Below are 24,708 nucleotides of genomic sequence, written 5' to 3' on the forward strand. Positions count from 1 at the left end.
GATGGAGCGTGCGACTCGTCGGCAGATTGTCGGGATGGCCTGTCTCGGTGCCGTTGCGCTCGTGGCAGCCGTGTTGTTCTCGCCGGCCGCGGTGGTCGCCAAGCTGGAGCACCTGGCAACCCATCCCGTCCAGTTCGCGTTCGCGCTCGTGGCAGTCTATCTGGTCCGTCCGTTCCTGCTGTGGCCGGTCAGCTCGATTGCGCTCGTCCTCGGGTACGTCTACGGTCCGATGGTGGCGCTCCCGATTGCTATTGTCGGTGCCGGAATCTCTGGACTCCCACCCTTCGCCGTCGCGCGCTATGCACGGAGCGATGCGGGACTGTTTGGCTCTGTTGCCGACACAGGCCGGCGACTGACGGACGCAGTCGGCGAGACGCGCGGCGTCCTCGTCGCTCGTCTCTCACCGATCCCCGGTGACCCGATCTCGTACGCCTCTGGACTCTCGAACGTGCCGCTCGGGGCCTTTCTGACCGGGACGCTGGTCGGTGAGATTCCGTGGGCGCTGGTGACCGTGCTGGCGGGAGACTCGATGCGGACGCTGTCGGTGACTGGCTTCACGCTCAGTCCGGCCGCTGTGCTGGCAATCGCCGGCCTGGGCGTTATCGTGCTGTCGGGACCGCTGTACAGTCACTTTCGCGAGCCACAACCGGAGTAGTCACCCGGTCCGAATCTCGAAACGGGCACCACCGTCTTCGCTTTCAGTGACGCTCACCGACCAGCCGTGTGCGTCGGCGATGCGCTCGACGATCGAGAGACCGAACCCGGTGCCGTGCTCGTTGGTCGTGTAGCCGTGGTCGAAGACGGCCTCGCGTTCGTCTTCGGGAATTCCCGGCCCGTCGTCTGCGACGTAGAACCCGTCCGCGCCATCGAGTTTGTCGACGGTGATTCTCACGCCGTCGTCACCGTGTTCGACTGCGTTTCGGAACAGATTTTCCAATAGCTCCTGGAGTCTCTCGGGGTCTGCCTTGATCGACAGCGTCGCCTGGTTCTTGAGGGTTGCTGGTGGTGTCTCGACGGACTGCCAGGCGTTCTCGATAACACTCGACAGTGCCACCTGCTTGCTGTCGCCGATGGTCTGTCCCTGCCGCGCGAGCGTCAGCAAGTCCTCGATGAGCCCTTCCATCCGTGCTGCCGCTTCGGCGATAGCGTCCAGTTCGTCGCTGTCAGTGTGCTGTCTTGCCAGGGCTACTCGACCGAGGATGACGTTCAGCGGGCCCCGGAGGTCGTGTGAGACGACGCTGGCGAACTGTTCGAGGCGCTCCTCGCGCTCTTTGCGCTGCTCGATATCACGGATGATGCCGGCTGTCCCCTGGAACGTGTCGTCGGGGGTCGGCAGGAGGGCGATGTGGACCTCGCTCGGAATCCGGTCACCGTCGCGGGTCTCGACGTTGACTTCGAAGGTCGTCGCCCGCCTGTTCGGGTCGCCGAGTAACTCTCTAATCTGCGTTCTCCCGACGTCGACACCGTCGTCGGCGAGAATCTTGTCGATGTGGCTGCCAACCAGACTGTCCGCGTCGTACCCAGTCATCGCCTCGGCCGCATCGTTGACGAAGGTGATGACGCCGTCATCGTCGAGAGCGTACACCGGGTCACCGACGGCCTGGACGACCGTCTCGTAGCGTTCGAGTTCCTCTTCTCGCTGCTTGCGCTCGGTGATGTCACGGACGACACCGACCGACCCGACGAAGCTACCGTCCTCGGCAGTGAGAATCGCGACCTTGTTTTCGTGGCTGGTTACGGTCCCGTCTCTGGTCTCGACTTGCATCTCCCAGGTTTCCCACTCCTTCTCGTCGCTCTCGATGAGCGAAGCGATGATTTCACTCCCTCGGTCGGAATTTTCGCCGAGTAAGAAGAAGCTGGCGGGCTCTCCGACGAGTTCTTCCGGGTCGTAGCCGAGATGGTCGCCCATCGCCCTATTGACCATCTCGATCGTGCCGTCGGGATTGAGGACGTACATCGGGTCGCCGACGTTCTCGACGAGTGTCCGATAGCGTTCGAGCGTCTGTTCGCGCTCGCGTTGCTCGCTCACGTCTCGGCCGACCGTTGCGATACCCCGTCGATCAGTGCCTTCGTCGGAGATGACTGTCCCTCGGAATTCGTAGGGAATGCGCTCGCCCGTCGACGAGACGATCTCTGTCTCAATTGTTACCGTACCCGCGGTCATCGCTGTCGCCATCGCTTCACGCGCCCGGTCGCGGTCGTCTGCGGCGATGATTTCGGTTCCCTTCATCGTCGCCAGCTCCCTCTCCGCGTAGCCGGTTTGCTCCGGTACCCGGTCGTTCCAGCGAATGAGCTTCTCGGTCGCGGGGTCGATGACGAAGAACATGTCGTCGAGTGCGTTGAGCGCGCTCTCGGTGAATTCTCGCTCTGCTTGCAGTTCCTGCTCCCGGCGCTTGCGCGGCGTGATGTCGGTGATGAACCCCTCCAGTATCTCGTCGTTCTGGCTGTCCGTTACCATCTGTCCGCGCTCCCAACACCAGCGTATCTCTCCGTCTGCTCGCCGGATTCGATAGGTGACCTGGAACGTCTCCTCCCCGTTGAGGACTTGCTGAACTGCGTCCCACATGTCCTCCCGGTCCTCGGGATGAATAACCTCTTCTCCCCAGTTGACGGTTCCCGATTCGATTTCACCGGTGGTATAGCCAGTTAGCTCTTTGCAGCCGTCGCTGACGAACTCCATGGGCCAGTCCGGTTCGTTGCGACAGCGGTAGGCCATCCCCGGGAGGTTCTCGACGAGCGTCGCGAACCGCCGTTCTGTTTCGGCCTGCCGTGTTCTGGCACGGTGTTCGCTGACCGCACGCTCGACGCGGTTCGCCAGAACGGTGTACTGTTCCGTTGCGGTTCCTTTCTGGAGATACTCGGTGACGCCGGCCGAGATGGCTTCACTCGCGATTTCCTCGGAGCCTTTCCCCGTAAAAAGCACGAACGGGAGATCCGGGTCTCTCTCCCGGATGTCGCGAAGCAACTCCAGTCCGTTTGTCTCCGGCATGTCGTAGTCGCTCACGACGCAGTCGACGGACTCCGCTTGCAGTCGGTCGAGTGCCTCGTCGGCACTCGTTGCAGTCACGGCAGTGATGCCGTCGTGTTCCCGCTCGAGGAACTCCGCGACGATATCGACCAGGTCAGCGTTGTCGTCGACGACGAGAACACGCATCCGCTCGACTGACCCAGGGCTCATTTCCGATTGGATACCTCTCGAACGGCTATAAATGATCGGGACTACATACCGCCACCAGCCTCAGTAGAACGTGTCCGAGCAGTCGAAGACCACGCCGTGCTGGGGGCAGACGTACTTGCAGTGTCGGCGGTACATCGGCTGCTCACACGCCGGACACGGGCGCCCGCCCTCATCTGTCATACTCACACACTCGGCGAGGACGCACTTTGCTATTGTGTTCGGGCGCGGACGACACCGTAGCAGACGCCGGCGACCATTCCGCCAGCGTGACCAAGCGGCGCAGTCCCCGTCGAGAAGACGACACCTGGTACGAAATCGTTGGTCACGATGAGTACCGCGATGAGGCCGCCAGTCACGGTAAACAGTTTTTGGATAGTCGTGACGGACGCCGGCTCACTGAGCTGTCGAGCGGCTGTCGTCGTCGAAAAGAAGGTCACGAGCCCGAGTGCAGCCCCGCTCGCGCCGAGTGTTCCCAGCCCGGGGAGGCCGTTGGCGTACTCGAGGAGTTGAGCAACCGTGCTCGCGTAGCCCGCGACGACGTAGAACGCGAAGTACGTCGCCGGCTCGAGATACTCCTCGACCAGTCCACCGTAGACGACGATGACCGAGAGCGTCGTGACCAGATGCGAGATACTCCGGTGGGAGAACGGTGCCATCACCCAACCTGGGGATGGACGCAGGTGTGCGAGAAAGATGTACTGCCAGCCAGCAGCGCCGAACTGCCACCAGACGACTAGTTCGAACACGAAAACCGCGAGCAACAGTGCGATAACTCCGAGTGTCACACGCTTGGTTGCCAGCCACCGAAGCCCGTCGCGTGCAGGTGCGTTATCGGTGGCTGCCATTCCCCGTTAGCACTCCGACCAGCCACAAGACTCGCAGGTCTTGCAGCCTTCGGAGTAGTACAGCGAGAGCGACCCGCAGTCGGGGCACTCCGGATTCTCGCCGGCCTCGATGAGTGCCTGCTGGTCACCCTCGGTCGACGTTTGCTGCCCCTGTGCCGACATCGCGCCGCCGTCGGACCGGGTGTCCGACGAGGCTCGGGAAGCGGTGCTTCCCTCACCGCCGTCGGTCTCCGGTTCGGCCGCACCGAGTTCGGCCTGGCCGTCGGCCGATTGCTCCTCGGCTTCTTCTGCGGTCTCTTCGAGCGTCGCCTGCTGCGGGTAGGCTCGCTCGACGTCGCCTTCGAGATAGCGACGCATCGCGGTGCCGATGGCGTCCGGGATGGACTGAATCTGCTCGCCCTTGTCCCAGGCGACCTTCGGCGACCGGATTCCCTGGAGTTCGTCGGCAATCTCCCACGGGTCGACACCCGCGCGAAGCGCCGTCGAGATGGTCTTCGCCAGCGCCTCGGTAAAGGAGGCGGTGAAGCCACCGGAGTTGCCGATGTTGGCGAAGAGTTCGAACGGCCGCTCCTGTTTGGGATCCTCGTTGATGTTGACGTAGAGCTTCCCGTAGCCGGTGTCGATACGCTGGGTGACGCCGTGGAGCACGTCCGGCCGGCTCTGTTTCTGCGCGAACTGCTCGCGGTCGCCGTCGACGCTGCCCAGAATCTCCTCGACCTGCTGGTCCAGCACTGCCTCGACTTCCTCGCTCTCGACGAAGGCCTCGATGCCGCCGAAGACCTCCTCGATCTGTTCGACCAGCGTCTCTGCGGCCTCTGCCTCGTCTGCGAACTCCGCGTTGTCCGCACGCGTGGTCAGCACCTGCTTCGAGCGTGTGCCGTCGCGGTAGTAGGTGACGCCCTTGCCACCGTGGTCGTAGACCCACTCGAAGACCTCTTTGGCGTCTTCGGTCGTGGAGTCGTTGGGCGCGTTCACGGTTTTGGAGATAGCCGAGTCGACGCCAGCCTGACAGGCCGTCTGGACGCCGGCGTGTTCCTTGGCCGAGAGTGCGCCGGTCGTGACGAACAGTTCGCCGATCGCGTCCGGGACCGTCGAGAGCCCTTCGACGCCGTTGAACTCGTTTGCGGCCATCTGCTTCTGAGCCTCCTTCTTGACGCTATCGACGTCGATGTCGTTGTCCTCCAGCGTCCGGAGGAAGTAGTCGTCGAACTCGACGAGCATCTCGTCGCCCTGTACGTCGTCGGAGACGTTCTTGTAGTAGGCGACGTTGTAGATCGGCTCACAGCCACCGGTCGTGTTGCCGACCATCGACGTGGTACCGGTGGGTGCGATGGTCGTCGTGTTGTGGTTGCGGATGGGGAAGCCGTCGGCCCACTCCTCGGCGTCGAGACCGGTGTGGTGTTCGAACCACTCCTCGTACTCGGTGGGGTCGGCGTACTTCGAGTTGTCCCACTCCGCGAAGGAGCCACGTTCGGTCGCGAGTTCGTGGCTGGTCCACTTCGACTGGTGGTTGATGTGGGTCATCAGCTGCCGGGCCGTCTCGTTGGCCTCGTCGCTGCCGTACTTCATGCCCAGCTGGATGTACAGCTGTGCGAGTCCCATGATGCCCAGTCCGATTTTGCGCATCGCCCGGACCTTTTCCTCGATTTCGGGGACCGGGAAGTCGGACATCGTGACGACGTTCTCGAGGAAGCGAGTGCCGAGCTCGATGCGGCGGTTGAATTCCTCCCAGTCGATTGCGTCTTCGAGGAACGCGCCGATAGCCGCCTGGAGCGTCCCGTAATCGTCGAGGTTGTCCTCCGACCAGACGCGCCAGTCGGGGGCACCCTCGGCGGCCAGCGTCGAGAGGTTGATGTGGCCGAGGTTACAGGCCTCGTACTCTTCGAGTGGCTGCTCGCCGCAGGGATTTGTGGCAAGGATTTGATGTTCTGGGTGTTCCTCCACGTCGAAGGAGTGTTTCTTGTTGATACGTTCGAGGTAGACCACGCCCGGTTCGCCGTTCTCGTGGGCGCCCTGGATAATACGCTCCCAGATGAGTTCTGCGGGGATGGAGAGCACTTCGCCGACGTCGACGTGCTCGCCGAGGTCGAACATCTCGTAGAGTTCCTTCGTCTGTTCGGTGGCGATGTGGGGCTCTTCCGTGCGGGGGTTCGTGAAGGTGAACTCCTCGTCGTTTTTCAGCGCCTCCATGAAGGCGTCGGTGACGCCGACGGAGATGTTGAAATTCGAGAGATGCCCCTCGACAGCGTTGCGGAGGTGCTTCGGCACGCGCCCCTCGTCGTCGATGAGTTCGCGGGACTCCTCGAGTGCTTCGGCAAAGGAGTTGTGCGTGTAGTCGTCGGGGTCGTTCAGACGCAGGGTGTGTGCCAGCGAGACGTCCTTGTTCTTGGCGTGGATGAACTGGATGACGTCCGGGTGCGAGACGCGCATGACACCCATCTGAGCGCCACGGCGGGCACCACCCTGTGCGATCGTCTCGCACATCTGGTCGTACGTGCGCATGAACGTAATCGGGCCGGAGGCGATGCCGCCGGTCGAGCCGACGGGATCGCCGTACGGGCGAAGCTTCCAGAAGGCATACCCCATCCCACCGCCGCTCTGGAAGACCTGTGCGGCCTCCTTTGCGGTCTGGTGGATGTCGTCGATGTCGTCGGCCGGTGAGTCGACGAAACAGGCCGAAAGCTGCTGGAGTTCGTCGCCGGCGTTCATCAGCGTCGGCGAGTTCGGCATGAACGACAGGTTCTCCATCAGGTCCTGGAACTGCCCGGCGATAGACTGGACGTGCTCCTGCACGTCGGCAGGCAGTTCGGGGACGATAGTCTCGTAGGCGAACTTGTTGACGTTGTACTCCGAAAGCGTCGTCGTGGTGTCGGTGTCGACGGTGGTACCCTTCCCGAAGACCTCCTCGGCGAGTTCGTCTCGGCGCGGATGGTCGGGCTTGAGCTGGTCCGGTGACACCTCGATGTCGATGTCCTCGTTGCGTGCCTCGAACACTGCTTCGGCGAGTGCGATGTTCTTGGCGACGCGGTCGAACAGGTCCTCCTGCTGTTCGACGAGGTCACCGTTCGAATCCTTCCGAAGATAGCGTGCGGGCAGGATATTGTGATACGCGTTCCCGGTCAGACGGTCTTCGAGGGTGTCCCCCTCGACTCGTTTGATCGGCAGGGTGAGTTCGTCCGCGCCGAGCTCGGAACTCATACGCGGTCACCTCTGATGGCTGTTCGTGCGGCGATACACCGTCGCTGGAGTGGCCCCATTCCTCTCATTTGTGACGAAAGACGTGTTCGATTTGGCCCCAAATAACCGTTTGGGTCTGCGGATTTTCTGGATACGATACAGATATCACTGTTCTGTTTGCTCCGCCGCGATACTCCAGGTTCGCAGACGTACCGTTACGAACTGTATACAAGGGATGCTCCCTCTTAATGGATTGCAGACCGGAGTGGAAGTGAAAACCGGTGGTGTCGATGCGCAAGACAGCACCGGCGAATGCAGTGGAAATCACGGGGGGTTTCGACTGGAGATTGCGGGCCACGAAGCTTATGCCTTGCCCGAGTGTCAGTTTCACATAGTGATGCTACTTCCAGTAATTGCTGTCCTCCTTCAGGGGCTAGGACCGCTCGGGTCGCCGCCGGCGATCCTCGTCGGGTTGGCCATTCTGGCGCTCGTCGTCCTCGTCGGTCGGTTCGTCCTCGCCGTCGCGTGGCGACTCATCCTCATCGCTCTGGCTATCGGTATCGTCCTGTGGATTCTCGGTATCCTCGGCTTTGGCGTGTTGTAAGCCGGGAGCGTCTATCGACCGACGCCCGACAAGAAGTTCCGAATCACGTCGTGGCCAACCGCCGTCAGCACGCTCTCGGGGTGGAACTGCACGGCTTCGATTGGGTACTCGCGGTGGCGAATCCCCATGACCAGTTCTTTGCCGTCGACAGTCGTGGTTGCCGTCACCTCGAACTCCTCGGGAACTTCCGTTGCGACAAGCGAGTGGTACCGACCGCCCTGGAAGCCCTGCTCGAGTCCCTCGTAGACGCCTTTCCCGTCGTGATCCATCGGGAACGCTTTCCCGTGGATTGGTTCAGGGGCGCGCCCGACCGTCCCGCCGTAGGCGTAGACGGCCGCCTCCAGTCCGAGACAGACGCCCAGCGTCGGAACCTCTGGACTGACCTCCCGGAGTACATCGAGCGTGACACCGACGTCGCGGTCGTTTTTCGGGTGGCCCGGCCCCGGCGAGATGATGATTGCGTCGGGGTCGAAGGCCAGCACGTCGTCCAGCGATGCGGTGTTGCGGACGACTTCGGTCTCGGCGTGCTCGCTGACGTACTCGACGAGGTTGTAGGTGAACGAGTCGAAGTTGTCGATGAAGAGGACGCGTGGCCGGTCGGCGGGCATCGACGGCGCATCTCCGGACTGGGTCGCGCTGTCGGGGTGGTCCGTTCCCGCAACTTCTCCGTCGCTGGAACTCATCGCGACACCTCCTGTGTCGCCGCAGCGTCGTCAATTTCGATTCGCTCCAGTGCCGTCAGCACGCCGTCCATCTTCTTTTCTGTCTCCTCGTACTCCGCCGTCGGGTCGCTGTCGGCGACGATACCGGCGCCCGCCTGGACGGTGATGCGCTGACTCTCGTCCGCTTCGATGTCATCTTCTACCGTCGCCGACCGAATCACGATGGCGAAATCCGCGTCGTCCTGCCAGGAGACGTAGCCGACGCCGCCGCCGTAGGGCCCTCGCGGGCTCCGTTCGAGTTCGTCGATAATCTCCATCGCTCGAATCTTCGGCGCGCCCGAGAGGGTCCCGGCGGGGAACGATGCCCGAACGGCGTCGAAGGCGTCGTACTCCGCGGCGAGCGTGCCCGTCACCGTGGACTCGATGTGCTGGACGTGACTGTACTTGAGGACGTTCATGAATTCCTGGACGCGGACGCTGCCCGCCTCGGCGACGCGGCGCACGTCGTTGCGCGCCAGGTCCACGAGCATCGTGTGTTCGGCCCGCTCCTTGCCGTCGGCGAGCATCTCGCCAGCCAGCCGACGGTCCTCGACGGGCGAGTTCCCGCGCGGGCAGGTTCCCGCGATGGGGTTCGAGACGACGTGGCGGTTCCCGACCGACACGAGCGTCTCCGGGCTCGCACCCACGATAGTCAGGTCGTCGTAGCCAAGCAGATACATGTACGGCGAGGGATTGACCGCCCGCAGCGCCTCGTAGAAGCCCAGCGAATCGACTTCGCCGTAGAGCTCCCGCGTGCGTGAGATTACTCCCTGATAGATGTCGCCGCTGTAGACGTACTCCTTGGCGCGTTCGACGGCCTCTTCGTAGTCGTCCTGTGGCCCCGCAACCTCACGGTCACAGCGGAAGCCGCCAGTTTCGGGGGTTGTCGCGTCGGCGAGCAGGTCGGCAACCCGTTCGGCCTCGGACTCGAGTGATTCGTACACTGCTACGGGGTCGTCCTCGTCCCGGACCACTGGCGTGAACACCAGCGAGACGGTGTCCTCGGCGTGGTCGAAGACGACCGTCTTCGTGGTGAGCACGAACTGCGCGTCGGGGTATCGCGAGTCCGGATGCGAGACGCCGACTTCGTCGAGCCAGAGGTCGTAGACGGCGTCGTAGGAGAGAAAGCCGACCAGGCCGCCGTCGAGGTGCTGACGCTCGTGTTCCTCGAAGCCGCGCAGTTCCACGTCGGGTATCGCCGCTCGAAGACTGTCGAGCGTGTCGCCGCCATTGGGGTCGAGCACGTCCGCGTAGCGGTCGTTCAACAGTTCGATGTCCGTCGTCGCGCCGTCGACGGTGACGACCGCTTCTGGGTCGTAACCGACGAAGGAAAACCGGGCGTGGCGGTCGTCGCCACTCGGAGCGAACGCACCATCGGGATCGCTGGACGCGACCTTCTCGGCGCTCTCGAGGAGGAACGTGTAGTCGTTGGCGTCCACGTCACTGGTCCGTCCGGTCAGTGCGGCGTAGGCCGCCAGCGGCCCTATGCCGTTGTCCAGTTCGACCGCGGTCCGGACCACCGCTGGCTGGTCTCCCGCTGCCAGTTCGCCGAACGTCTCGCGGTCGGTATCGAGACCGCTCATGCGTCGACACCCTCAGTCGTCTTCGTCCCTGTTGCACGAGCGACGAACGCGCTCATCGCGTCGTGATCTTTGATGCCACCCGCTGCTTCGACCCCGCTCGCAGTGTCGACAGCGTACGGGGCGACCGTCTCGACGGCAGTCCGGACGTTCTCGGGGGTCAGCCCACCGGCCAGCACGACCGGCGTGTCGATGCCAGCGACGAGGTCGCGGGTACGTTCCCAGTCCTGCGTCTCGCCGGTGCCACCGCCGCCCTCGCTGTCGACGGAATCGACGAGCAGTGCGTCGGCGGCGTCGGCGTAGGCTCGCAAGTCGGCGTCCGGGCCGACGGCCGCCAGCACTGTGCCGGTAACGCGCGCCCGGAGCCCACCGACGTATTCGGGTGCGAGCGTGCTGTGAACCTGCACAGCGTCGGCACCCACTTCGTCCAGAAGCGTGACAGCCTCCTCGACGGAGTCGGGCATCGTCACAAGGACGGTGGTCACGAACGGCGGAACGCCCTCGACGAGTTCCGCCGCGCGCCTGGCGCTGATTTCGCGGGGTGACTCGACGTTCACGTCGACGATGAACCCCACAGCGTCGGCACCCGCCGCGACGGCGGCGTCCCGGTCCTCCTCGCGCGTGATGCCGCAGAGCTTCACTCGCGTCATGCTGTCTCGCACAACTCCTCGAGTTTGGCTTTGGCCCCGCCGGAGTCGATAGCGTCGGCGGCCCGGTCGACCCCCTCCGCTATCGAGTCGGCCTCGCCCGCGATGTAGATTGCCGCGCCGGCGTTCGCCAGAATGATGTCTCGCTTCGCCCCTCGTTCCTCGCCGGTGACGATAGCGCGCATATCGGCGGCGTTCGCTTCGGGTGCCCCGCCCGCGACTGCCTCTATGTCGGCCTGGTCGAGTCCGAGGTCGGCCGGTGTCAGCGTGTACTCGGTCACTTCCTCCCCGTCTATCTCGGCCACGCGTGTCTCGCTGTGGATGCCGATCTCGTCCAGTCCATCGCCGTGGACGACCATCGCCCGCTCGACGTCCATCTGAGCGAGCGCGCGAGCGAGGACGGGCACGAGGTCGGGGTCGTAGACGCCGACGACCTGTGCGTCCGCGCCCGCCGGGTTCGTCAGCGGGCCGAGGACGTTGAAGACGGTCCGCATTCCAAGTTCCTTCCGCGGCCCGATGACAGCCTTCATCGCCGGGTGAAAGACCGGCGCGAGCATGAAGCCGATGCCGTCGCGCTCGATTGCTTCCTCGACAGCTGGCGGTTCGGCCTCGACGTTGACGCCAACCTCTTCGAGTACGTCGGCACTCCCCGACGAAGAGGAGACTGAGTAGTTGCCGTGCTTTGCCACGGGGACGCCAGCACCGGCAGCGACGATGGCGCTGGTCGTCGAGACGTTGATCGTGTTGTAGTCGTCGCCGCCGGTGCCACAGGTGTCGACCAGCGTCTCTCGGTCGGGTGTAATCGTTCGGGCGGCGTCGCGCATCCCCTCGGCGAAACCTGCGATCTCCGTTTCCGTCTCGCCTTTCGCGCGAAGCGCGGTCAACAATGCCCCAATCTGTGCCTCGGTCGCATCCTCGAAGACGGCCGTGGCAGCCTCTCGTGCCTCGGTCTGTGTCAAATCCTCGCCGTCGGTGACGCGCTCGATGTACTCTTGCATTTGAAATCACCAATGTACGTTTTCGGGTTGTAATGAACACAATCGTACAACGACTTAAGCGTGTCGCCTCAGCGGCCAATTCCGGGGACGGAAGCGGGACTGGAATTCGAAACCTTCAATTGTCCCTGCCATCAACGAACGAGTGCAGTTGCACACCAGCGAGGGTTTGTGGTCTAGGCTGGTTATGACACCTCCTTGACATGGAGGAGGCCGGCAGTTCAAATCTGCCCAAACCCATCCGCGCTTTTACACTTTCTCGGAATCTCACTCGGTATCGCCGTTCTATCTGTGGCATTTTTGCAGTCAAGCCAGTGGGAGAGTAGTGGATTACAGTAGTAATTTCAGAGCGTTCTCTCTACCCAGACGGAGATATTCGCTCCCACGAAACTCCGGCCAGCGCGTATTAGGCGTTCCAGACCGACCACCAGACATGGTCGTCGAACTCACCTCGCCAGAAGCGCTCCCGGTTCGTCTGGTCATCGGTGCAATTGCCGGGTTCGTCGCGACGCTGGTGATGGACGTACCGATGGGGCGCTTACCGGAAGGTGAAACGTCGTATCAGGTTGCAGCAGGGGTGCTCTCCGGTGAATCGCTCGACTCGGCACCGGACGGGCTGGCGACGGCAGTTCACTACGCTGCGGGGACCCTCAGCGGGATTCTCTTTGTCGGGGTAACGGCTATCGCAGCACTGTTTCTCGGCGACGCACCAGCACTCCTCGCAGTTGTCGTCGCTGTCGTCGTCCAGCTACCAGTGATGATTGTGTTCTTCTCGTATGTCGTTCTCGTGGTGTACGGACAGGTTCCGGACGAACGCGTGCCACAGGTCCGTCGGGACTGGGCGCTCTCAGCATCCGTCTACGTCGCAGTGCTGGTGGTGCTTACCGGGCCGCTGGTGTTGCTCTAACACGCTTCGACGCTTGTTTGTAACACGGCCGCCTACGACGGTGTGTGACTGACACCGACGACGATGTCGAGGACTATCTCGACCCGGAACTCGACCCGACGCCCAGCGAATCGGACGGGTGGTTCCCGTCGCTGTTCTCGGTCGGCGGGGCAGTTGTTGGCCTGCACTTTCTGGCTGCGGGAGCCATCCTCCCCGCTGGATGGAACGCAGTGCAGAGCGGCGCGTACATGCAGGCGGGCTTTTACTCCGTGCTCTCGGCGCTGATGATCGCAGCAGGACTGGTCGTGGGGCGTATCGCGAACCGCCGAGCCAGTTGAGCTACGCGTTCAGCGTTTCGGCGAGTTCGCCGCGTTCCTGGAGCTGTTCGAGAATATCGCTGCCGCCGACGAACTCCCCGTCGACGAACGTCTGGGGAATCGTCTCGCGGTCGCTGTGGCGGGCCAGTGCCTCCCGGTAGTGGTCGAGTCCCTCCAGGACGTCCACTGTCTCCATGTCGTCGCGGTGTTGCTGGATGAGTGCCACTGCTTTCCGCGAGTAGCCACACTGGGGCATGAGTTCGGTGCCTTTCATGAACAGCACGACTTCGTTGTTCTCGATTGTCTCGTCGACTTCCTGTTCGATTTCCTCGGGGTCGAACTCCGCGCTGGGGTCGAATGTCATAGACCGCTGTTGGGGCGGCGCGAGTAAAGGGGTTGTGCTCGTGAACGTCTGTCACTGGCTCTCGCCTAACTCTCGTACTCTTCGGGCGTATACGCGCGGATCTCTATCGCGTGGATATCATCGGTCATGTGTTCGCCGAGCGCATCGTAGACCTTCTGGTGGCGGTCGACGAGCGACTCGTCTTCGAACGCCGGCGAGACGACCTCGGCCGCGAAGTGTTCGTCGTCGTCGGGGTCACGGGGTGTCGTCACCGTCGCCTGGGCATCCGGGAGTCCGTCCTCGATGAGTCGCTCTACGTCAGCGGTGTCCATACACGACCTCAGGAGCGTGGCCGGCAAAACGCTTGTCTCACGCGACGGGGTCACAGTCCACAGCCGGATGAGTAAATCGCCGGCGTTTAAACGATTGCCGTCGTTGCTCTGTCTGTGACAGAAGTACTCCTCATTATCGGGCTCGTCATCGCCGCGTTCGTCGGTTTCAACATCGGTGGGGCGAACACCGGACCGGCGTTCGGTCCGGCTGTAGGTGCGGGAGTTCTCTCGAAGGTCGTCGCCGGTGCGCTGATGTCCGTATTCTTCTTCGTCGGTGCGTGGACAATCGGACGACGCGTCGTCGACACGCTCGGGACGGAACTGGTCACGTCCACGACCATCTTCTCGCTGGAGGCCAACGTGACTGTCCTGTTTTTCATCGGCGGTGCGCTCTTCCTGGGCAACTACGTCGGTGTGCCCGCGTCCACGTCGATGACCGCTGTCGGGGCAATCGCCGGGCTGGGACTGGCCGCGAACGAACTCGCCTGGGGCGTGATGGGTCGGATTGTGACCTGGTGGATCGTCGCGCCCATCATCGCCTTCTGGGTGTCCGGAATCATCGGCCGGTACTTCTACGCCCGGCTGAACCGTCGTATCGCCCTTGCCCAGAGCGAGGGCGCCCTGGTCGATATCGACCGGTCGGGGACGATTCCAGCTGTGACGCTCGGCCCCAACACGACCCGACGCGAACTGTTCGGAACGGGCATCGTCGTCGCAATCGGCTGTCTGATGGCCTTCTCGGCTGGGACCTCCAACATCGCCAACGCCATCGCGCCGCTGGTCGGTAGCGGCGACATCGGCATGAACGTCGGTATCATCTTCGGGTCTGCGGCCGTCGCCGTCGGGGCGCTGACTATCGCCCGCCGAACGCTCGATACGCTCGGTAGCGACCTCACGCAACTCCCGCTGACGGCGGCAATTATCGTCGCGACGGTCAGTGCGATAATCGTGACAGCGCTGTCGGCGATCGGTATCCCCGCCAGCTTCGTTATCATCGCGACGATGAGCATCGTCGGACTCGGCTGGGGACGCGCGACGCGGACGACGACCGTCGCAGAGAGCGTCCGTGGCGAAGGGACCGCGATGTCGCCGGGTTCGCTCGCGGGTGACGAGGAAGGAGAAGAACTCCCGCGTATCGGCGAAGAGGACCCCGAAGATATCCCACAGGCGAACGAACTGTTCAACCCATCGACGACGGCACGAGTCGTCCTGATGCAGAATCTCGTCCCCGTCGTGGCAACGTTCAGTGCGTACCTGACATTCCGATTCGTTCCGCTGTTTGGATTCTGACCTGTGGCTCACCGTCTCGAAACAGTCATTCCTCGCTGGACGCCCACTGGAACTGTTCGGCGTAGTGTTTGATTATTTTCTCTTCCGCGCGGTGGAGCGTCTCGCTGGCGGTCGATTTCGCGATGTCGAGCGAATCGGCCAGTTCCGTCAGCGAACTGTCCCGCGGCGTGTCGTAGTACCCCTCTTCGAGCGCCGTCTGTACGACGCGGCGCTGTCGGTCAGTCACCAGTTGCTCCTCGTTCAGTCGCTGCTGGACGTAATCGACAGTAAATGAGATACCGAACGACTCCAGTTGTGTACCAAGTTCCGAGAGCCGTTCGCTGGGGGCGGTGACCTCCCAGGTCGCAGTTCCGTCCTGAATCTCAAAGGGCATCTCTAGCGGGACACCGGAGTCGCGAGCCGGCAACAGCAACAGCGGCATCGTCGTCTCGAACTGGACGAGTACGTCACCGTCGCTGTATTTCAGCATATCGACGGAGGTGACGTCCTCAGCGTCCTCTATGTCCCGGACGACCTCTCGCGGGTTCGATGCGGTGATTTCGGCAAGCCCTACGCCCGCGTCCTCGTCCGACAGCGCGGCCAGAATTCGGACCGACGCGTCTGGATACCGTCTCGTAATGTCCCCGATCCACACCTCGTCTGGAATGTCGAGGCGCAGCTTCGCCTGTGGCATAGGCGAATATATTCGCCCCCGAGCGCAATGAGTTTTCCCGAACATATTCGAGGTTGATATTTGACGACTGCCGAGTGGCAGCACTGTCCGAACATGTTTGTCGAAGTACTCTTGCGAATGGTCGACAAACAGCCAGTATGGAGACCGTTTCGCTCAGTCGCTCGTTCGAAGGGGAAATCGAACCCGTTCGCGAGGCGATGCTGGACCTCGGACCGTTCATGGAGGCCGCTGGATTCGACAGGGTGGCTGTCGACGGGAGGGAGATGACGATTACGAACCACGTCGGACTGCTGACGATCGAACTGGACTTGCGGTGTGTCGAGACCGATTCGGTGCTCGCATACGAACAGGTCGACGGCATTTTCGAGACGATGACGACCCGGTACACGCTCGAATCGGGTGACGGAACCGTGACGGTGACGGCGACGACGGACTTCGCCCTGGACGTGAACCTCGTCGGGCCAATTCTCGACGGGACGATAATCTCGCGCCAGCGGCGGAAGGAACTCACCGCGCAGTTCGACTACCTGGAAGACGTGGCGGCCGAGGCGATAGCCGCCAAGTGATACTCAGTGGTCGCGTTCGTGTGCCCAGAACTCGTCAGAGACGGTCACTTCCTTCTTGAACAGCGGTACTTCGTCTTTCAGCCGGTTGATCCCGTCCTCGACGGTTTCGAACGCCTCTTGGCGGTGACCGGCGAGGACGACGACGAAGACGATGTCCTCACCCGACTCGACGACACCCGTTTTGTGGTGGAGTATGACCTCGTAGACGCCGTCTCTAGCGGCCAGTTCCTCACGAATCGTAGCCGTCTGCTCGGCGGCGACCTCGTCGTAGCGTTCGAACTCGAGGAATTCGGTCGGGTCGTCGTCCGGGCTGGCTTTCGTCCGGACGCGCCCGGTAAACGTCGCGATTGCGCCGGCGCGGTCGGCCGCTGACGACTGCTTTGCGCGTGCGACCAGTGACTCGAGCGTCTCGTACGGCTCGATATCTGGAAGTTCGTCGACGACGGCATCCACGTCCACGTCGTCGGCTGTCTCTCCGGTTGCGAGCGGGTCCTCGGCGTCTGCGCCGCCGAGCGCGACGGTCGGGAAGGGTGACTCGTCGCTGTACCCTTCGACGAGTGCGTAGTCACAGGTGACTGCCAGCCGATCGAGTGTCTCGGTCAGCGTCCGGGCCTCGCCGGTGGCGAACCACTCGCCGCCGTCCGTGATGCCGTAGGTCTCGGCTGCGCCGGCCGCGCGGTGGCGAGCGGTGTCCTTGTCGTCTGTATCCACGTCCGGTTCGCAGGTGACGTGTTTGACTGTGCCGACTCTGCCGCGGTCGTCCAGACGCGCTGCCAACTTCTCGACCAGCGTTGTCTTGCCCGTGTCCGAGGGACCGACCACCCGGATAACTTTCATACGCTCCTGTTCGGCCGAGACGTGTTTGTAGGTGTTGGTGCGAGAGGGGGTACGCTCTTTTGTGCGGCCGTCCAAGCGCTGGTATGACTCGTCGCGAGTTCCGTGACCTCGTCCCGCCAGCGACTGCCCGCGATGCGCTCGCTGACCTCGCTATCACGGCCGGGACCGACACAGTCCCGCTCGCAGAGGCGAACGGGCGGACACTCGCAGCGCACGTGGACGCGCCGCTCGACGTGCCCGGCTTCGACCGCTCGGCGATGGACGGCTACGCCGTTCGCGCCGCGGATACCTTCGGCGCGAGCGAGGGCGACCCCACGACTCTCCGGGTTGTCGGGACGGTGCGGGCTGGGACCGAACCCGACGCCAGCGTCGGCGAGGGCGACGCGGTTCAGGTCGCGACTGGGGCAGTTCTACCGTCCGGTGCCGACGCCGTCGTCCCCGTCGAGCGCACCGTCGAAAGGGAGGACACCGTCGACGTGATGACCGGCGTCGCGCCCGGCGATAGCGTGATGCCGAGAGGTGCCGACATCGCCGCAGGGGACGCTGCACTCGGTCCCGGAACGACACTCGGTCCGCGCCACCTCGGCCTCCTTGCTGCGCTCGGTCACGAGCGCGTCCCTGTCCGCTCTCAACCGGACGTAGCCGTCGTCTCGACCGGGGAGGAACTGGTCCAGCCGGGCGAGGAACCCGATCCAGCTGCTGGCCAGATATACGACGTAAACAGTCACACCATCGCCGCTGCCGTCGACGCGACGGGCGCACGAGCAACCCGCTACACCCCAGCGACGGACGACGAGGAGACGCTTCGCGAGACGCTGGCCGATGCCGCTGCGGACGCTTCGCTCATCGTCACCTCCGGGTCGACGAGTGCCGGTGCGGCCGACCTGCTCTATCGACTTGTCGAAGAACACGGCGAGATTCTGGTCCACGGCGTCGCAATCAAACCCGGCCGCCCGCTGCTCGTCGGTCGGATCTTCGACACGCCGTACGTCGGACTGCCGGGCTATCCCGTTTCCGCACTCTCGGTGTTCCGAACCTTCGTCGCACCTCGCTTGCGTGCGGTGAGTGGCCGACCCCAACCCGAGACAGCGACGGCAGACGCGACGCTCGCGACCCGCGTTCGGTACGATGGCGGCCGCCGGCGACTCGTCGCGGTCGGACTGGTTGCAGACGGTGACGGCGACCTGGTCGCGTACGCCCCGGCAAAGGGGAGCGGCGCGACGACGACACTCGCTGAAACCGATGGCATCGTCCAGATGGCCGCGGAAACGTCGTTGCTCGCGGCCGGTGAGACTGTCACCGTCGAGCGGTTCGACGACGCTCCGATACCCGCGCTGCTCGGTGTCGGCGACCCGGACCCCGTCTTTGCGCGGCTGCTCGACGACTTCGCAACCAGCCGCTTTCTCTCGCTCTCTGCGACCGACGCCAGTCGGTGGGTCGACGACGACGTTCCGGATGTCACCGTAACGCCAACGGACGACCTCACCGGGACACGCGCAGAACCGCTCGCCCGGTGGAACCGGGAGTGGGGGCTCGTCGTCCCGGCCGGCAATCCCGATGACATCACTGCACTCTCGGACCTCGTGGACGGCGACTATCGGTTCGCCAATCTGGACGACTCGCTGGCGGTGCGGACTGCACTGGCGGAGCATCTAGAGACGCTCGCTCTCGACAGTGCCGAGGACACCGCAGCGGCCATCGACGGCTTCCACCGCGAACTACCAGGCATCGAGTCCGCAGCACGAAGCGTCGCTGCCGGTCGAGCCGACGCCGGGCTTGGACTGCGCGTGACAGCGACGCAACTCGGCCTGGAGTTCGTCCCGGTCGGAACACAGACGCTCGGTGTCGTCCCGAATCCGACCAGGCTGGACAAGTCGAGCGTCGAGCGACTGCGGGACCACCTCGCCGATCGGTTGCCGTCCCTGCTCACAGAAACGCCCGGCTACGCGCCGGCAGAATAGCGACACGCGCGTCCGCGTTCACAACTGTTCTTTCACTTTCTCGACGACCCGAACGTCCTCGATTGCCGTCGACGGATACTGCCCGTCTTCGTCTTTCTCGGCGGCTTTGACCATGTCCCAGACGACGTTCAGCCCCGTCGTCACGCCTTCGAGCGCCTCCATCTCGCAGCCGGTCTTTCCAGTCGTCTCGACGGCAACAGTTAGCTCGACCGTCTCGTCGTTGAGCGCGAATTCGGTGTCGACGTTCGTCACCGGAATCTGGTGGCACATCGGAATCGTCTCCCAGGTGTGTTTGACGGCCTGAATCGCGCCGATGCGCGCTGTTGCAAGTACGTCCCCCTTTTCGACGCTGTTGTCTCGGATAGCTTCGATTGTGGACGGCTGGAGTCGGATCTGGCCGCGCGCTTTCGCACGGCGTTTGCTGTCCGCTTTCTCACCGACGTCGACCATCTGTGCGGCCCCCTCCTCGTCGGTGTGCGTGAGGTCGTCGTTCGCTCCGTCGCTCATTCGTGTCCTCCGTGCTCGTGGCCGCCATGCTCGCTGTGGTCGTCGTGATTGTCTCCTTCGGTACCAGCCAGTCCGACGACGTGGCCGACGACGGGAACGACGAGTTCAGTCGTCCCGAAATCGGCCGCTTGCTCGCTCCCGGGCAGACAGAACACTGGCTTGCCGTCGACAATGCCAGCCGTCGCGCGGGTGAGCATTCCGTGTGGACCGACATCTTCGACCGACTGCGCGCGGAACTGCTCGCCGAAGCCCGGAATCTCCCGGTCGAAGAGTTCGCTGGCGGCTTCGGGCGTCACGTCGTCCGGTGTCAGCCCCGTTCCGCCTGTCGTGACTACGGCATCGACTGCCTCGTCGCCGAGCAGTTCCGTGAGTCGGTCGCGAATTGCGCGCTCGTCGTCCGCGACGAGGTCCCGACTTGCGACGGTGTGATCGGCCGCTTCGACGCTGTCGACGATTGCATCGCCGCTCGCATCGTTGTCGAGCGTGCGACTCGACGAGACTGTCAGGATGCCGAACAAGACGGACGTTCTATCGTCTGCGTGGTGTCCGTCGTGTCCGGTTTCGTGATCGTGGTGCTCGTGATGCTGGTCGTCATCAGCCATTGTCCAACGATTACACGGGACGGAGTTAGTAGATTGGGTTGCGGTCAGTCGTCGTCGGCCGTCGGGACTGGACGGTCGATGTAGTCGTCGTTGACGACCCACTGGCCGTCTTCTTTGACCATATACTCGCCGTAATAGGGGACGCGGTTGGCGACGGTTTCGCGGAATGTGGCCCGGATTTGCTCGCGGGTCATGTCGGCCATCGAGCGGTGGTCGTCGTGGCGGTTGAGACAGCCTTTGAATTTGCCGTCGTGGGTAACGCGGACCCGGTGGCAGTTCGCGCAGAACTCTTCGTTCTCGACGGGGTCGACGATTTCGACCATTCCCTCGCCCGCTGCCGGTCCGTCTGGGTCGCCAGCGTCGATGTCGGGTGTCTCTGCCTCGCCGTCGGCGCCGACGTAGTAGCGTCTGCGGTCGTGCATTTCGCGGTGTTCGACCCGGTCGGCTCGGTCTGTGAGCCAGTCGTGGACTCGGTCGATGTCGATCGCCCATTCGGGGTGGCCCGTAATCTCGGGCATGTACTCGATGAGCTGCAACTGGAGCCCGTCGTTTTCCGCGACGTGGTCGACCATCCGTGGGACGTACCCGGCTGTCGGCTCCATCACGACCATGTTCAATTTCACCGGTGCGAGGCCAGCCTCGAGTGCAGCCTCGACGCCTTCGATAACCTTGTCGTAGGCACCACTCTTCGTCAACTCTGCGAACGCTTCCGGGTCGATAGCGTCCTGCGAGACGTTGACCCGCGTGAGGCCAGCCGCTGCGAGCTCCGCTGCACGGCCCGGCAGGAACGTCCCGTTGGTAGTCATCGAGACTTCCATCCCGTCGGGAACGCGCTGGATGATTTCCGTCAGATCGTCGCGGAGCATCGGCTCGCCGCCGGTGAATTTCACTTTCTCGACGCCGAACTCGTGGACAACCTCGAGAACCCGGACGACCTCGTCTGCGGTCATCTCGCCGTCCTGCGGGTCCATCGGGCCGCGCGTGTCGCCGAGTCCCTCGTTGTGACAGTAGACGCAATCGAAGTTACACCGGTCGGTCAGCGAGACGCGAATACCGGTGACCGCTCGCCCGTGGTCGTCTTCGAGGGGCACGACGTTAACTTATGACGTTCAGGCTATTAATACTGGGGGTCATTTGAGCCCCTCTCGGCCAGCGAACGTCTAATATGAGGTTTCTGGCGACCACGGGGATTTTGAGTGGGGACAACGATGAGGGAGACATGGACGAAGCCGGCTTCACAGAGGTATTTCAGCTGGCCAGTGCACGCGAGCGACTGCAGGAGCACTGCCCTCCACACCGCCGGACAGAACACAGGTCTCCCGCAGACGCTGTCGGACACGTCCTCGCGAGCGATGTCGACGCGAACCGTGCCGTGCCACACTACGACCGGGCGGCGATGGACGGCTACGCTGTTCGCGCAGCGGACACGTTCGAGGCGTCCGAGCGCTCACCGGTCCAGCTCGAACCGATTGCAGAGACCGTCGAAGCCGGGCAGGCGGCACAGGTCCACACCGGGAGCGCGGTTCCCGACGGGGCCGATGCCGTCGTCATGGTCGAACAGACCGAGCAGCGAGACGATGCGCTGCTGGTGTACGACGCCGTCGCCAGCGGTGAGAACGTCTCCCCGGCCGGTGAAGACGTTGCACCAAACCAGCACCTCTTCGATTCGGGATACCGCCTTCGCCCGTCGGATGTCGCACTCCTCCGGGCAACCGACCGTGAGACAGTCGAAGTGATGGAACGCCCGCGCGTGAGCGTCATCCCTACTGGCGAGGAACTCGTGCCGGCGGAGGAAACCCCCGAAGCCGGCGAAGTCGTCGAAACGAACGGGCTGCTCGTCTCGTCACTGGTCACCCAGTGGGGTGGTGAGCCGACCCGCCGAGATATCGTCACCGACGAGGAAACCGCCCTCCGAGAGGCTATCGAAGCCGACACGGACCACGATATCGTCGTCACGACTGGCGGGTCGTCTGTCGGCGACCGCGACCTCGTTCCCGATGTCGTCGCAGACAGCGGCGAGGTTCTGGTTCACGGCGTCGCAATCAAACCCGGCCACCCGGTCGGTTTCGGCGTCGTCGACGAGACGCCGGTGATACTGCTACCGGGCTATCCCGTCTCCTGTCTCCTCAACGCGATCCAGTTCGTCCGGCCGGCGGTCGCCTGGCTCGCCGGGACCGAGCCACAGTCGCCGCCGACCGTCCGTGCCACGCTCGCAGAGAAACTCCGAAGTTCGCCCGGCGAACGTACGTTCGCCCGCGTACGCCTCGAGGACGCTCAGTCGGAGCCAGGTCGGCCCCCCGTCGCCCAGCCGGTACGGACAAGCGGCGCTGGCGTCATGACGAGCGTCGCGCTGGCCGACGGCTGGGTCGAGATCCCCGAATCGCGCGAGGGAATCCCAGCCGGTGAGACCGTCTCGGTCACACAGTGGGAGCGACCGGTCCACCCGGTGGACGACTGTTCTTCATGACCGACTCGGAGCGAAGCGCAGTCGTCCTCGCTGGCGGGTACTCGATTCGTTTCGGCATCGGTGACAAAGCGCTGGCGGCTATCGACGGCAAACCGATGCTCGTGCGGGTCGTCGACCGTCTCACGTCTGCTGTCGATACCGTACTCGTCAGCTGTCGGGCCGAACAACGGTCCGATTTCGAACGCGCGCTCGGGAGTGCAGGTCTCGCGTCCCTGACGCAGTTTGCTATCGACCCGGTGCCGGACAGAGGGCCGCTGGCCGGTATCAGGAACTCGTTCGAACGTGTCGATTCGGAGTACGCCGCGGTGGTCGCCTGTGATATGCCCCGTCTCGATCCCACGTTTCTGCAGTTTCTGTTCGACCGCGCTGATGGGTCCGATGCCGTCGTGCCCGAACTCAGAGGCGGACATCTTCAGCCGATGCACGCGGTGTATCACGTCGAACGGGTTCGGTCGGTCGCCGACCAGTTGCTCGCGAGCGATCGGCGGAGTCTGCACGGCGCGTTCGACCGGCTGGATACGACCGTGATTCCGGCTGCGACCGTCGCTGAACAGACTGACTGGCGTAGCCTCCACGACGTGAATTCTCCAGCGGATCTCGATTCACTCTCGACCGATTCGGCGCGCTGAGCAGCACAGTTTCCCTGACTCGGGACCGATTAGTCTCCCGTCTCACTGCACTTGCGCTTTGAGATCGTCGTCGAACCGTTCGATGTAACCTTTGGCGAGTTGGGCCTCGACCTGTCGGAGTCGATATGACACTGTCGACTGTGGGATATCGAGCAGGTCTGCAAGTTCGCTCACCGTGATCTCCCGCGGTGTCTCGTAGTACCCGTGTTCGATGGCTGCCCGAAGGGTTTGCTGCTGTTTGTCGGGGATAGAGACGTTAGCAAGCGAGTTGTAGCTTAAGTGTTCGGCATCACCGAGCCGACCGATGTTGAGCGTGATTCCGTCGTCGAGGTTCTCCTCGATGAGTTCGTAAAAGGTGTCGACGTTCTCTTCGGACCGCATGAGCAAGCGCCACTCGTAGCTGTTGCCGTGGCGCTGTGTCTGGAACACGACTCCGAGATCGAGGTGGCGTCCCGCGAGAGCCAGCACCGAGTCACAGGTGTGGAGACGTTTGACGAACGTGTACAGCGCGAGTGTCGACGGCGCTCGCTCGAGGACGTTGTGTTCCCGGATTGCACCACACTCTGTTGCTGTCATCTCCTCCTTTGGCAGATTCGAGTTCAGCTTGAAGCGTTCGATTGTATCCAGCGCTGACGTTGGGCCGGCGAAACGTTCGATTCGCCACAGTCGATCGCGACGGATACAACTGGCAATCGAATCGGCAGACAGCGTCGGGAACTCGATAAACATGTCCATCAGGGGATCGACCCCTTCCTCGTATACGAGTTCGAAGGTTAGTTCACGCATGGGTCTCGAGGTGGATTCTGGCTGTTCTGGTGAGTGGACGCCGCTCTTTTCGTGGTATTGCTCCGACTGGTCAGTTCTCCTCGCGGTTGTGTCATTCGGGCAAGCGACTGAAACGTGTCGCCGGCGCGGTCCCTGCGCTGGACTAACACAGCACTACGAAACACTCGATTCGTATTAGAACTTTTGACTATTCCACAATCAAGTTGGTGTGTACCAATTCAGGTTATATATTGGTCGAAGGCTTCCGGTGGCGTGAAGCATGATCGAACGACGTGCGTTCCTGCGGACGACTGGCGCGCTCGCGGCCGGAGCGGCACTCGCCGGTTGTTCCGGGGAACAGGACGACGACGACGAGGCGGACGAGACCGAAGAACCACCCACCACTGGGTCCGAAGAGACGCCGGAGAGCAGCGTCACTGATGTGGCTGTCGGACCGGAGGGTCGCCTCCGATACGACCCGGAAGAGGTCGAGATCAGCGTCGGCGACACCGTCAGATGGGAAGCGATGAGCGAAGGGCACAACGTCACGAGCCACCCGGACGCGTCACCGAAGTGTGAGAATCCCGAGGGTGCCGATCCGTTCACGTCCTACGAGGGCGACAGCCACTTCTCCATCATGGATGTCGGCGAGACGTTCGAGCACGAGTTTACTGTTCCGGGTGAGTATGTCTACGTCTGTACTCCCCACGCTGGACAGGGGATGGTCGGCACGGTAATTGTCTCCGAGTAGGTGTTGGTGTGTAACAACCAACAGTTGATGGTATCCTCCACTATTATTGGGAACA

The 24,708-nt window shown here is 63.2% G+C and carries 26 protein-coding genes and 1 tRNA gene; 11 read left to right on the plus strand and 16 right to left on the minus strand.

What is annotated here, in order from left to right:
- Position 1 precedes the first annotated feature (1 nt).
- Complete coding sequence (locus WDJ60_RS11855; RefSeq protein WP_340100665.1) at positions 2 to 655, plus strand: TVP38/TMEM64 family protein; 654 nt, start codon at positions 2 to 4, stop codon at positions 653 to 655.
- Here WDJ60_RS11855 and WDJ60_RS11860 read toward each other — a convergent pair whose 3' ends face one another.
- Genes WDJ60_RS11860 through WDJ60_RS11875 form a run of 4 tightly spaced genes read right to left on the minus strand, consistent with a single transcriptional unit; the run spans position 656 to position 7,221 of the window.
- Positions 656 to 3,178, minus strand: a complete 2,523-nt coding sequence (locus WDJ60_RS11860) for a hybrid sensor histidine kinase/response regulator (protein ID WP_340100666.1) — start codon at positions 3,176 to 3,178, stop codon at positions 656 to 658. It lies immediately after the preceding gene.
- Between the two features lie 60 nt (positions 3,179 to 3,238).
- Positions 3,239 to 3,358 carry an HVO_2523 family zinc finger protein gene (locus tag WDJ60_RS11865; protein ID WP_340100732.1) on the minus strand — a complete coding sequence of 40 codons (120 nt, stop codon included), beginning with the start codon at positions 3,356 to 3,358 and terminating at the stop codon, positions 3,239 to 3,241.
- Positions 3,359 to 3,387: 29 nt separating this feature from the next.
- Positions 3,388 to 4,023 carry a rhomboid family intramembrane serine protease gene (locus tag WDJ60_RS11870; protein WP_340100667.1) on the minus strand — a complete coding sequence of 212 codons (636 nt, stop codon included), beginning with the start codon at positions 4,021 to 4,023 and terminating at the stop codon, positions 3,388 to 3,390.
- 6 nt (positions 4,024 to 4,029) lie between these two features.
- Positions 4,030 to 7,221 carry an adenosylcobalamin-dependent ribonucleoside-diphosphate reductase gene (locus WDJ60_RS11875; RefSeq protein ID WP_340100668.1) on the minus strand — a complete coding sequence of 1,064 codons (3,192 nt, stop codon included), beginning with the start codon at positions 7,219 to 7,221 and terminating at the stop codon, positions 4,030 to 4,032.
- A 376-nt stretch (positions 7,222 to 7,597) separates the two neighbouring features.
- Between WDJ60_RS11875 and WDJ60_RS11880 the strand changes: the two genes are divergently transcribed.
- Positions 7,598 to 7,804 carry a DUF8029 family protein gene (locus tag WDJ60_RS11880; protein ID WP_340100669.1) on the plus strand — a complete coding sequence of 69 codons (207 nt, stop codon included), beginning with the start codon at positions 7,598 to 7,600 and terminating at the stop codon, positions 7,802 to 7,804.
- Between the two features lie 11 nt (positions 7,805 to 7,815).
- Here WDJ60_RS11880 and trpG read toward each other — a convergent pair whose 3' ends face one another.
- The 4 genes from trpG to trpD all read right to left on the minus strand — a co-directional run bounded on the left by trpG (position 7,816) and on the right by trpD (position 11,730).
- Positions 7,816 to 8,412, minus strand: coding sequence for an anthranilate synthase component II (trpG, locus tag WDJ60_RS11885; protein ID WP_340100734.1), 597 nt, complete (start codon positions 8,410 to 8,412; stop codon positions 7,816 to 7,818).
- 71 nt (positions 8,413 to 8,483) lie between these two features.
- Complete coding sequence (gene trpE / locus WDJ60_RS11890; protein WP_340100670.1) at positions 8,484 to 10,088, minus strand: anthranilate synthase component I; 1,605 nt, start codon at positions 10,086 to 10,088, stop codon at positions 8,484 to 8,486.
- Complete coding sequence (locus tag WDJ60_RS11895; RefSeq protein ID WP_340100671.1) at positions 10,085 to 10,735, minus strand: phosphoribosylanthranilate isomerase; 651 nt, start codon at positions 10,733 to 10,735, stop codon at positions 10,085 to 10,087. Before WDJ60_RS11895 ends, trpE begins: the two co-directional genes overlap by 4 nt.
- Positions 10,732 to 11,730, minus strand: coding sequence for an anthranilate phosphoribosyltransferase (trpD, locus tag WDJ60_RS11900; protein WP_340100672.1), 999 nt, complete (start codon positions 11,728 to 11,730; stop codon positions 10,732 to 10,734). Before trpD ends, WDJ60_RS11895 begins: the two co-directional genes overlap by 4 nt.
- Positions 11,731 to 11,892: 162 nt before the next feature.
- On the opposite strand from trpD, the gene WDJ60_RS11905 reads away from it, so the two are divergent.
- The 3 genes from WDJ60_RS11905 to WDJ60_RS11915 all read left to right on the plus strand — a co-directional run bounded on the left by WDJ60_RS11905 (position 11,893) and on the right by WDJ60_RS11915 (position 12,951).
- Positions 11,893 to 11,967: transfer RNA gene (locus tag WDJ60_RS11905), tRNA-Val, on the plus strand.
- Positions 11,968 to 12,160: 193 nt separating this feature from the next.
- Complete coding sequence (locus WDJ60_RS11910) at positions 12,161 to 12,634, plus strand: hypothetical protein (protein WP_340100673.1); 474 nt, start codon at positions 12,161 to 12,163, stop codon at positions 12,632 to 12,634.
- A gap of 44 nt (positions 12,635 to 12,678) precedes the next feature.
- On the plus strand, positions 12,679 to 12,951 hold the full coding sequence (locus WDJ60_RS11915; RefSeq protein WP_340100674.1) for a hypothetical protein: 273 nt from the start codon (positions 12,679 to 12,681) through the stop codon (positions 12,949 to 12,951).
- A 1-nt stretch (position 12,952) separates the two neighbouring features.
- Here the strand turns inward: WDJ60_RS11915 and WDJ60_RS11920 are convergent, their stop codons facing one another.
- Positions 12,953 to 13,294: a glutaredoxin family protein gene (locus WDJ60_RS11920; protein WP_340100675.1), complete on the minus strand. Its 342-nt coding sequence runs from the start codon at positions 13,292 to 13,294 to the stop codon at positions 12,953 to 12,955.
- A 65-nt stretch (positions 13,295 to 13,359) separates the two neighbouring features.
- The gene (locus tag WDJ60_RS11925) at positions 13,360 to 13,605 is read right to left on the minus strand and encodes a BolA family protein (RefSeq protein ID WP_340100676.1); all 246 of its coding nucleotides are present in this window, start codon (positions 13,603 to 13,605) and stop codon (positions 13,360 to 13,362) included.
- A gap of 114 nt (positions 13,606 to 13,719) precedes the next feature.
- Here WDJ60_RS11925 and WDJ60_RS11930 point away from each other — a divergent pair, with 114 nt between their 5' ends.
- The gene (locus WDJ60_RS11930) at positions 13,720 to 14,895 is read left to right on the plus strand and encodes an inorganic phosphate transporter (protein WP_340100677.1); all 1,176 of its coding nucleotides are present in this window, start codon (positions 13,720 to 13,722) and stop codon (positions 14,893 to 14,895) included.
- 25 nt (positions 14,896 to 14,920) lie between these two features.
- Here the strand turns inward: WDJ60_RS11930 and WDJ60_RS11935 are convergent, their stop codons facing one another.
- The gene (locus tag WDJ60_RS11935) at positions 14,921 to 15,568 is read right to left on the minus strand and encodes a helix-turn-helix domain-containing protein (protein ID WP_340100678.1); all 648 of its coding nucleotides are present in this window, start codon (positions 15,566 to 15,568) and stop codon (positions 14,921 to 14,923) included.
- 137 nt (positions 15,569 to 15,705) lie between these two features.
- Here WDJ60_RS11935 and WDJ60_RS11940 point away from each other — a divergent pair, with 137 nt between their 5' ends.
- Positions 15,706 to 16,134 (plus strand): SRPBCC family protein, encoded by a 429-nt coding sequence (locus WDJ60_RS11940; RefSeq protein ID WP_340100679.1) that lies wholly within the window; start codon positions 15,706 to 15,708, stop codon positions 16,132 to 16,134.
- Between the two features lie 3 nt (positions 16,135 to 16,137).
- Here the strand turns inward: WDJ60_RS11940 and WDJ60_RS11945 are convergent, their stop codons facing one another.
- Positions 16,138 to 16,971 (minus strand): molybdopterin synthase, encoded by an 834-nt coding sequence (locus WDJ60_RS11945; RefSeq protein ID WP_340100680.1) that lies wholly within the window; start codon positions 16,969 to 16,971, stop codon positions 16,138 to 16,140.
- Positions 16,972 to 17,054: 83 nt separating this feature from the next.
- On the opposite strand from WDJ60_RS11945, the gene WDJ60_RS11950 reads away from it, so the two are divergent.
- Positions 17,055 to 18,932 carry a molybdopterin biosynthesis protein gene (locus WDJ60_RS11950; protein WP_340100681.1) on the plus strand — a complete coding sequence of 626 codons (1,878 nt, stop codon included), beginning with the start codon at positions 17,055 to 17,057 and terminating at the stop codon, positions 18,930 to 18,932.
- An 18-nt stretch (positions 18,933 to 18,950) separates the two neighbouring features.
- Here WDJ60_RS11950 and moaC read toward each other — a convergent pair whose 3' ends face one another.
- The 3 genes from moaC to moaA are packed head-to-tail and all read right to left on the minus strand — an operon-like array spanning position 18,951 to position 21,132.
- On the minus strand, positions 18,951 to 19,439 hold the full coding sequence (gene moaC, locus WDJ60_RS11955; protein ID WP_340100682.1) for a cyclic pyranopterin monophosphate synthase MoaC: 489 nt from the start codon (positions 19,437 to 19,439) through the stop codon (positions 18,951 to 18,953).
- Positions 19,436 to 20,041, minus strand: coding sequence for a MogA/MoaB family molybdenum cofactor biosynthesis protein (locus tag WDJ60_RS11960; RefSeq protein WP_340100683.1), 606 nt, complete (start codon positions 20,039 to 20,041; stop codon positions 19,436 to 19,438). Before WDJ60_RS11960 ends, moaC begins: the two co-directional genes overlap by 4 nt.
- A 44-nt stretch (positions 20,042 to 20,085) precedes the next feature.
- Positions 20,086 to 21,132: a GTP 3',8-cyclase MoaA gene (moaA, locus tag WDJ60_RS11965; protein ID WP_340100684.1), complete on the minus strand. Its 1,047-nt coding sequence runs from the start codon at positions 21,130 to 21,132 to the stop codon at positions 20,086 to 20,088.
- 128 nt (positions 21,133 to 21,260) lie between these two features.
- Here moaA and WDJ60_RS11970 point away from each other — a divergent pair, with 128 nt between their 5' ends.
- Positions 21,261 to 22,508, plus strand: a complete 1,248-nt coding sequence (locus tag WDJ60_RS11970; protein ID WP_340100736.1) for a molybdopterin molybdotransferase MoeA — start codon at positions 21,261 to 21,263, stop codon at positions 22,506 to 22,508.
- Positions 22,505 to 23,137, plus strand: a complete 633-nt coding sequence (locus WDJ60_RS11975; protein WP_340100685.1) for a molybdenum cofactor guanylyltransferase — start codon at positions 22,505 to 22,507, stop codon at positions 23,135 to 23,137. The genes WDJ60_RS11970 and WDJ60_RS11975 overlap by 4 nt, the downstream gene beginning before the upstream one ends.
- A 42-nt stretch (positions 23,138 to 23,179) precedes the next feature.
- Here the strand turns inward: WDJ60_RS11975 and WDJ60_RS11980 are convergent, their stop codons facing one another.
- On the minus strand, positions 23,180 to 23,923 hold the full coding sequence (locus tag WDJ60_RS11980; RefSeq protein WP_340100686.1) for a helix-turn-helix domain-containing protein: 744 nt from the start codon (positions 23,921 to 23,923) through the stop codon (positions 23,180 to 23,182).
- 259 nt (positions 23,924 to 24,182) lie between these two features.
- On the opposite strand from WDJ60_RS11980, the gene WDJ60_RS11985 reads away from it, so the two are divergent.
- The gene (locus tag WDJ60_RS11985) at positions 24,183 to 24,653 is read left to right on the plus strand and encodes a plastocyanin/azurin family copper-binding protein (protein WP_340100687.1); all 471 of its coding nucleotides are present in this window, start codon (positions 24,183 to 24,185) and stop codon (positions 24,651 to 24,653) included.
- Positions 24,654 to 24,708: the final 55 nt, after the last annotated feature.

Source organism: Salinibaculum salinum (assembly GCF_037645885.1).
Taxonomy (GTDB): Archaea; Halobacteriota; Halobacteria; order Halobacteriales; family Haloarculaceae; genus Salinibaculum; species Salinibaculum salinum.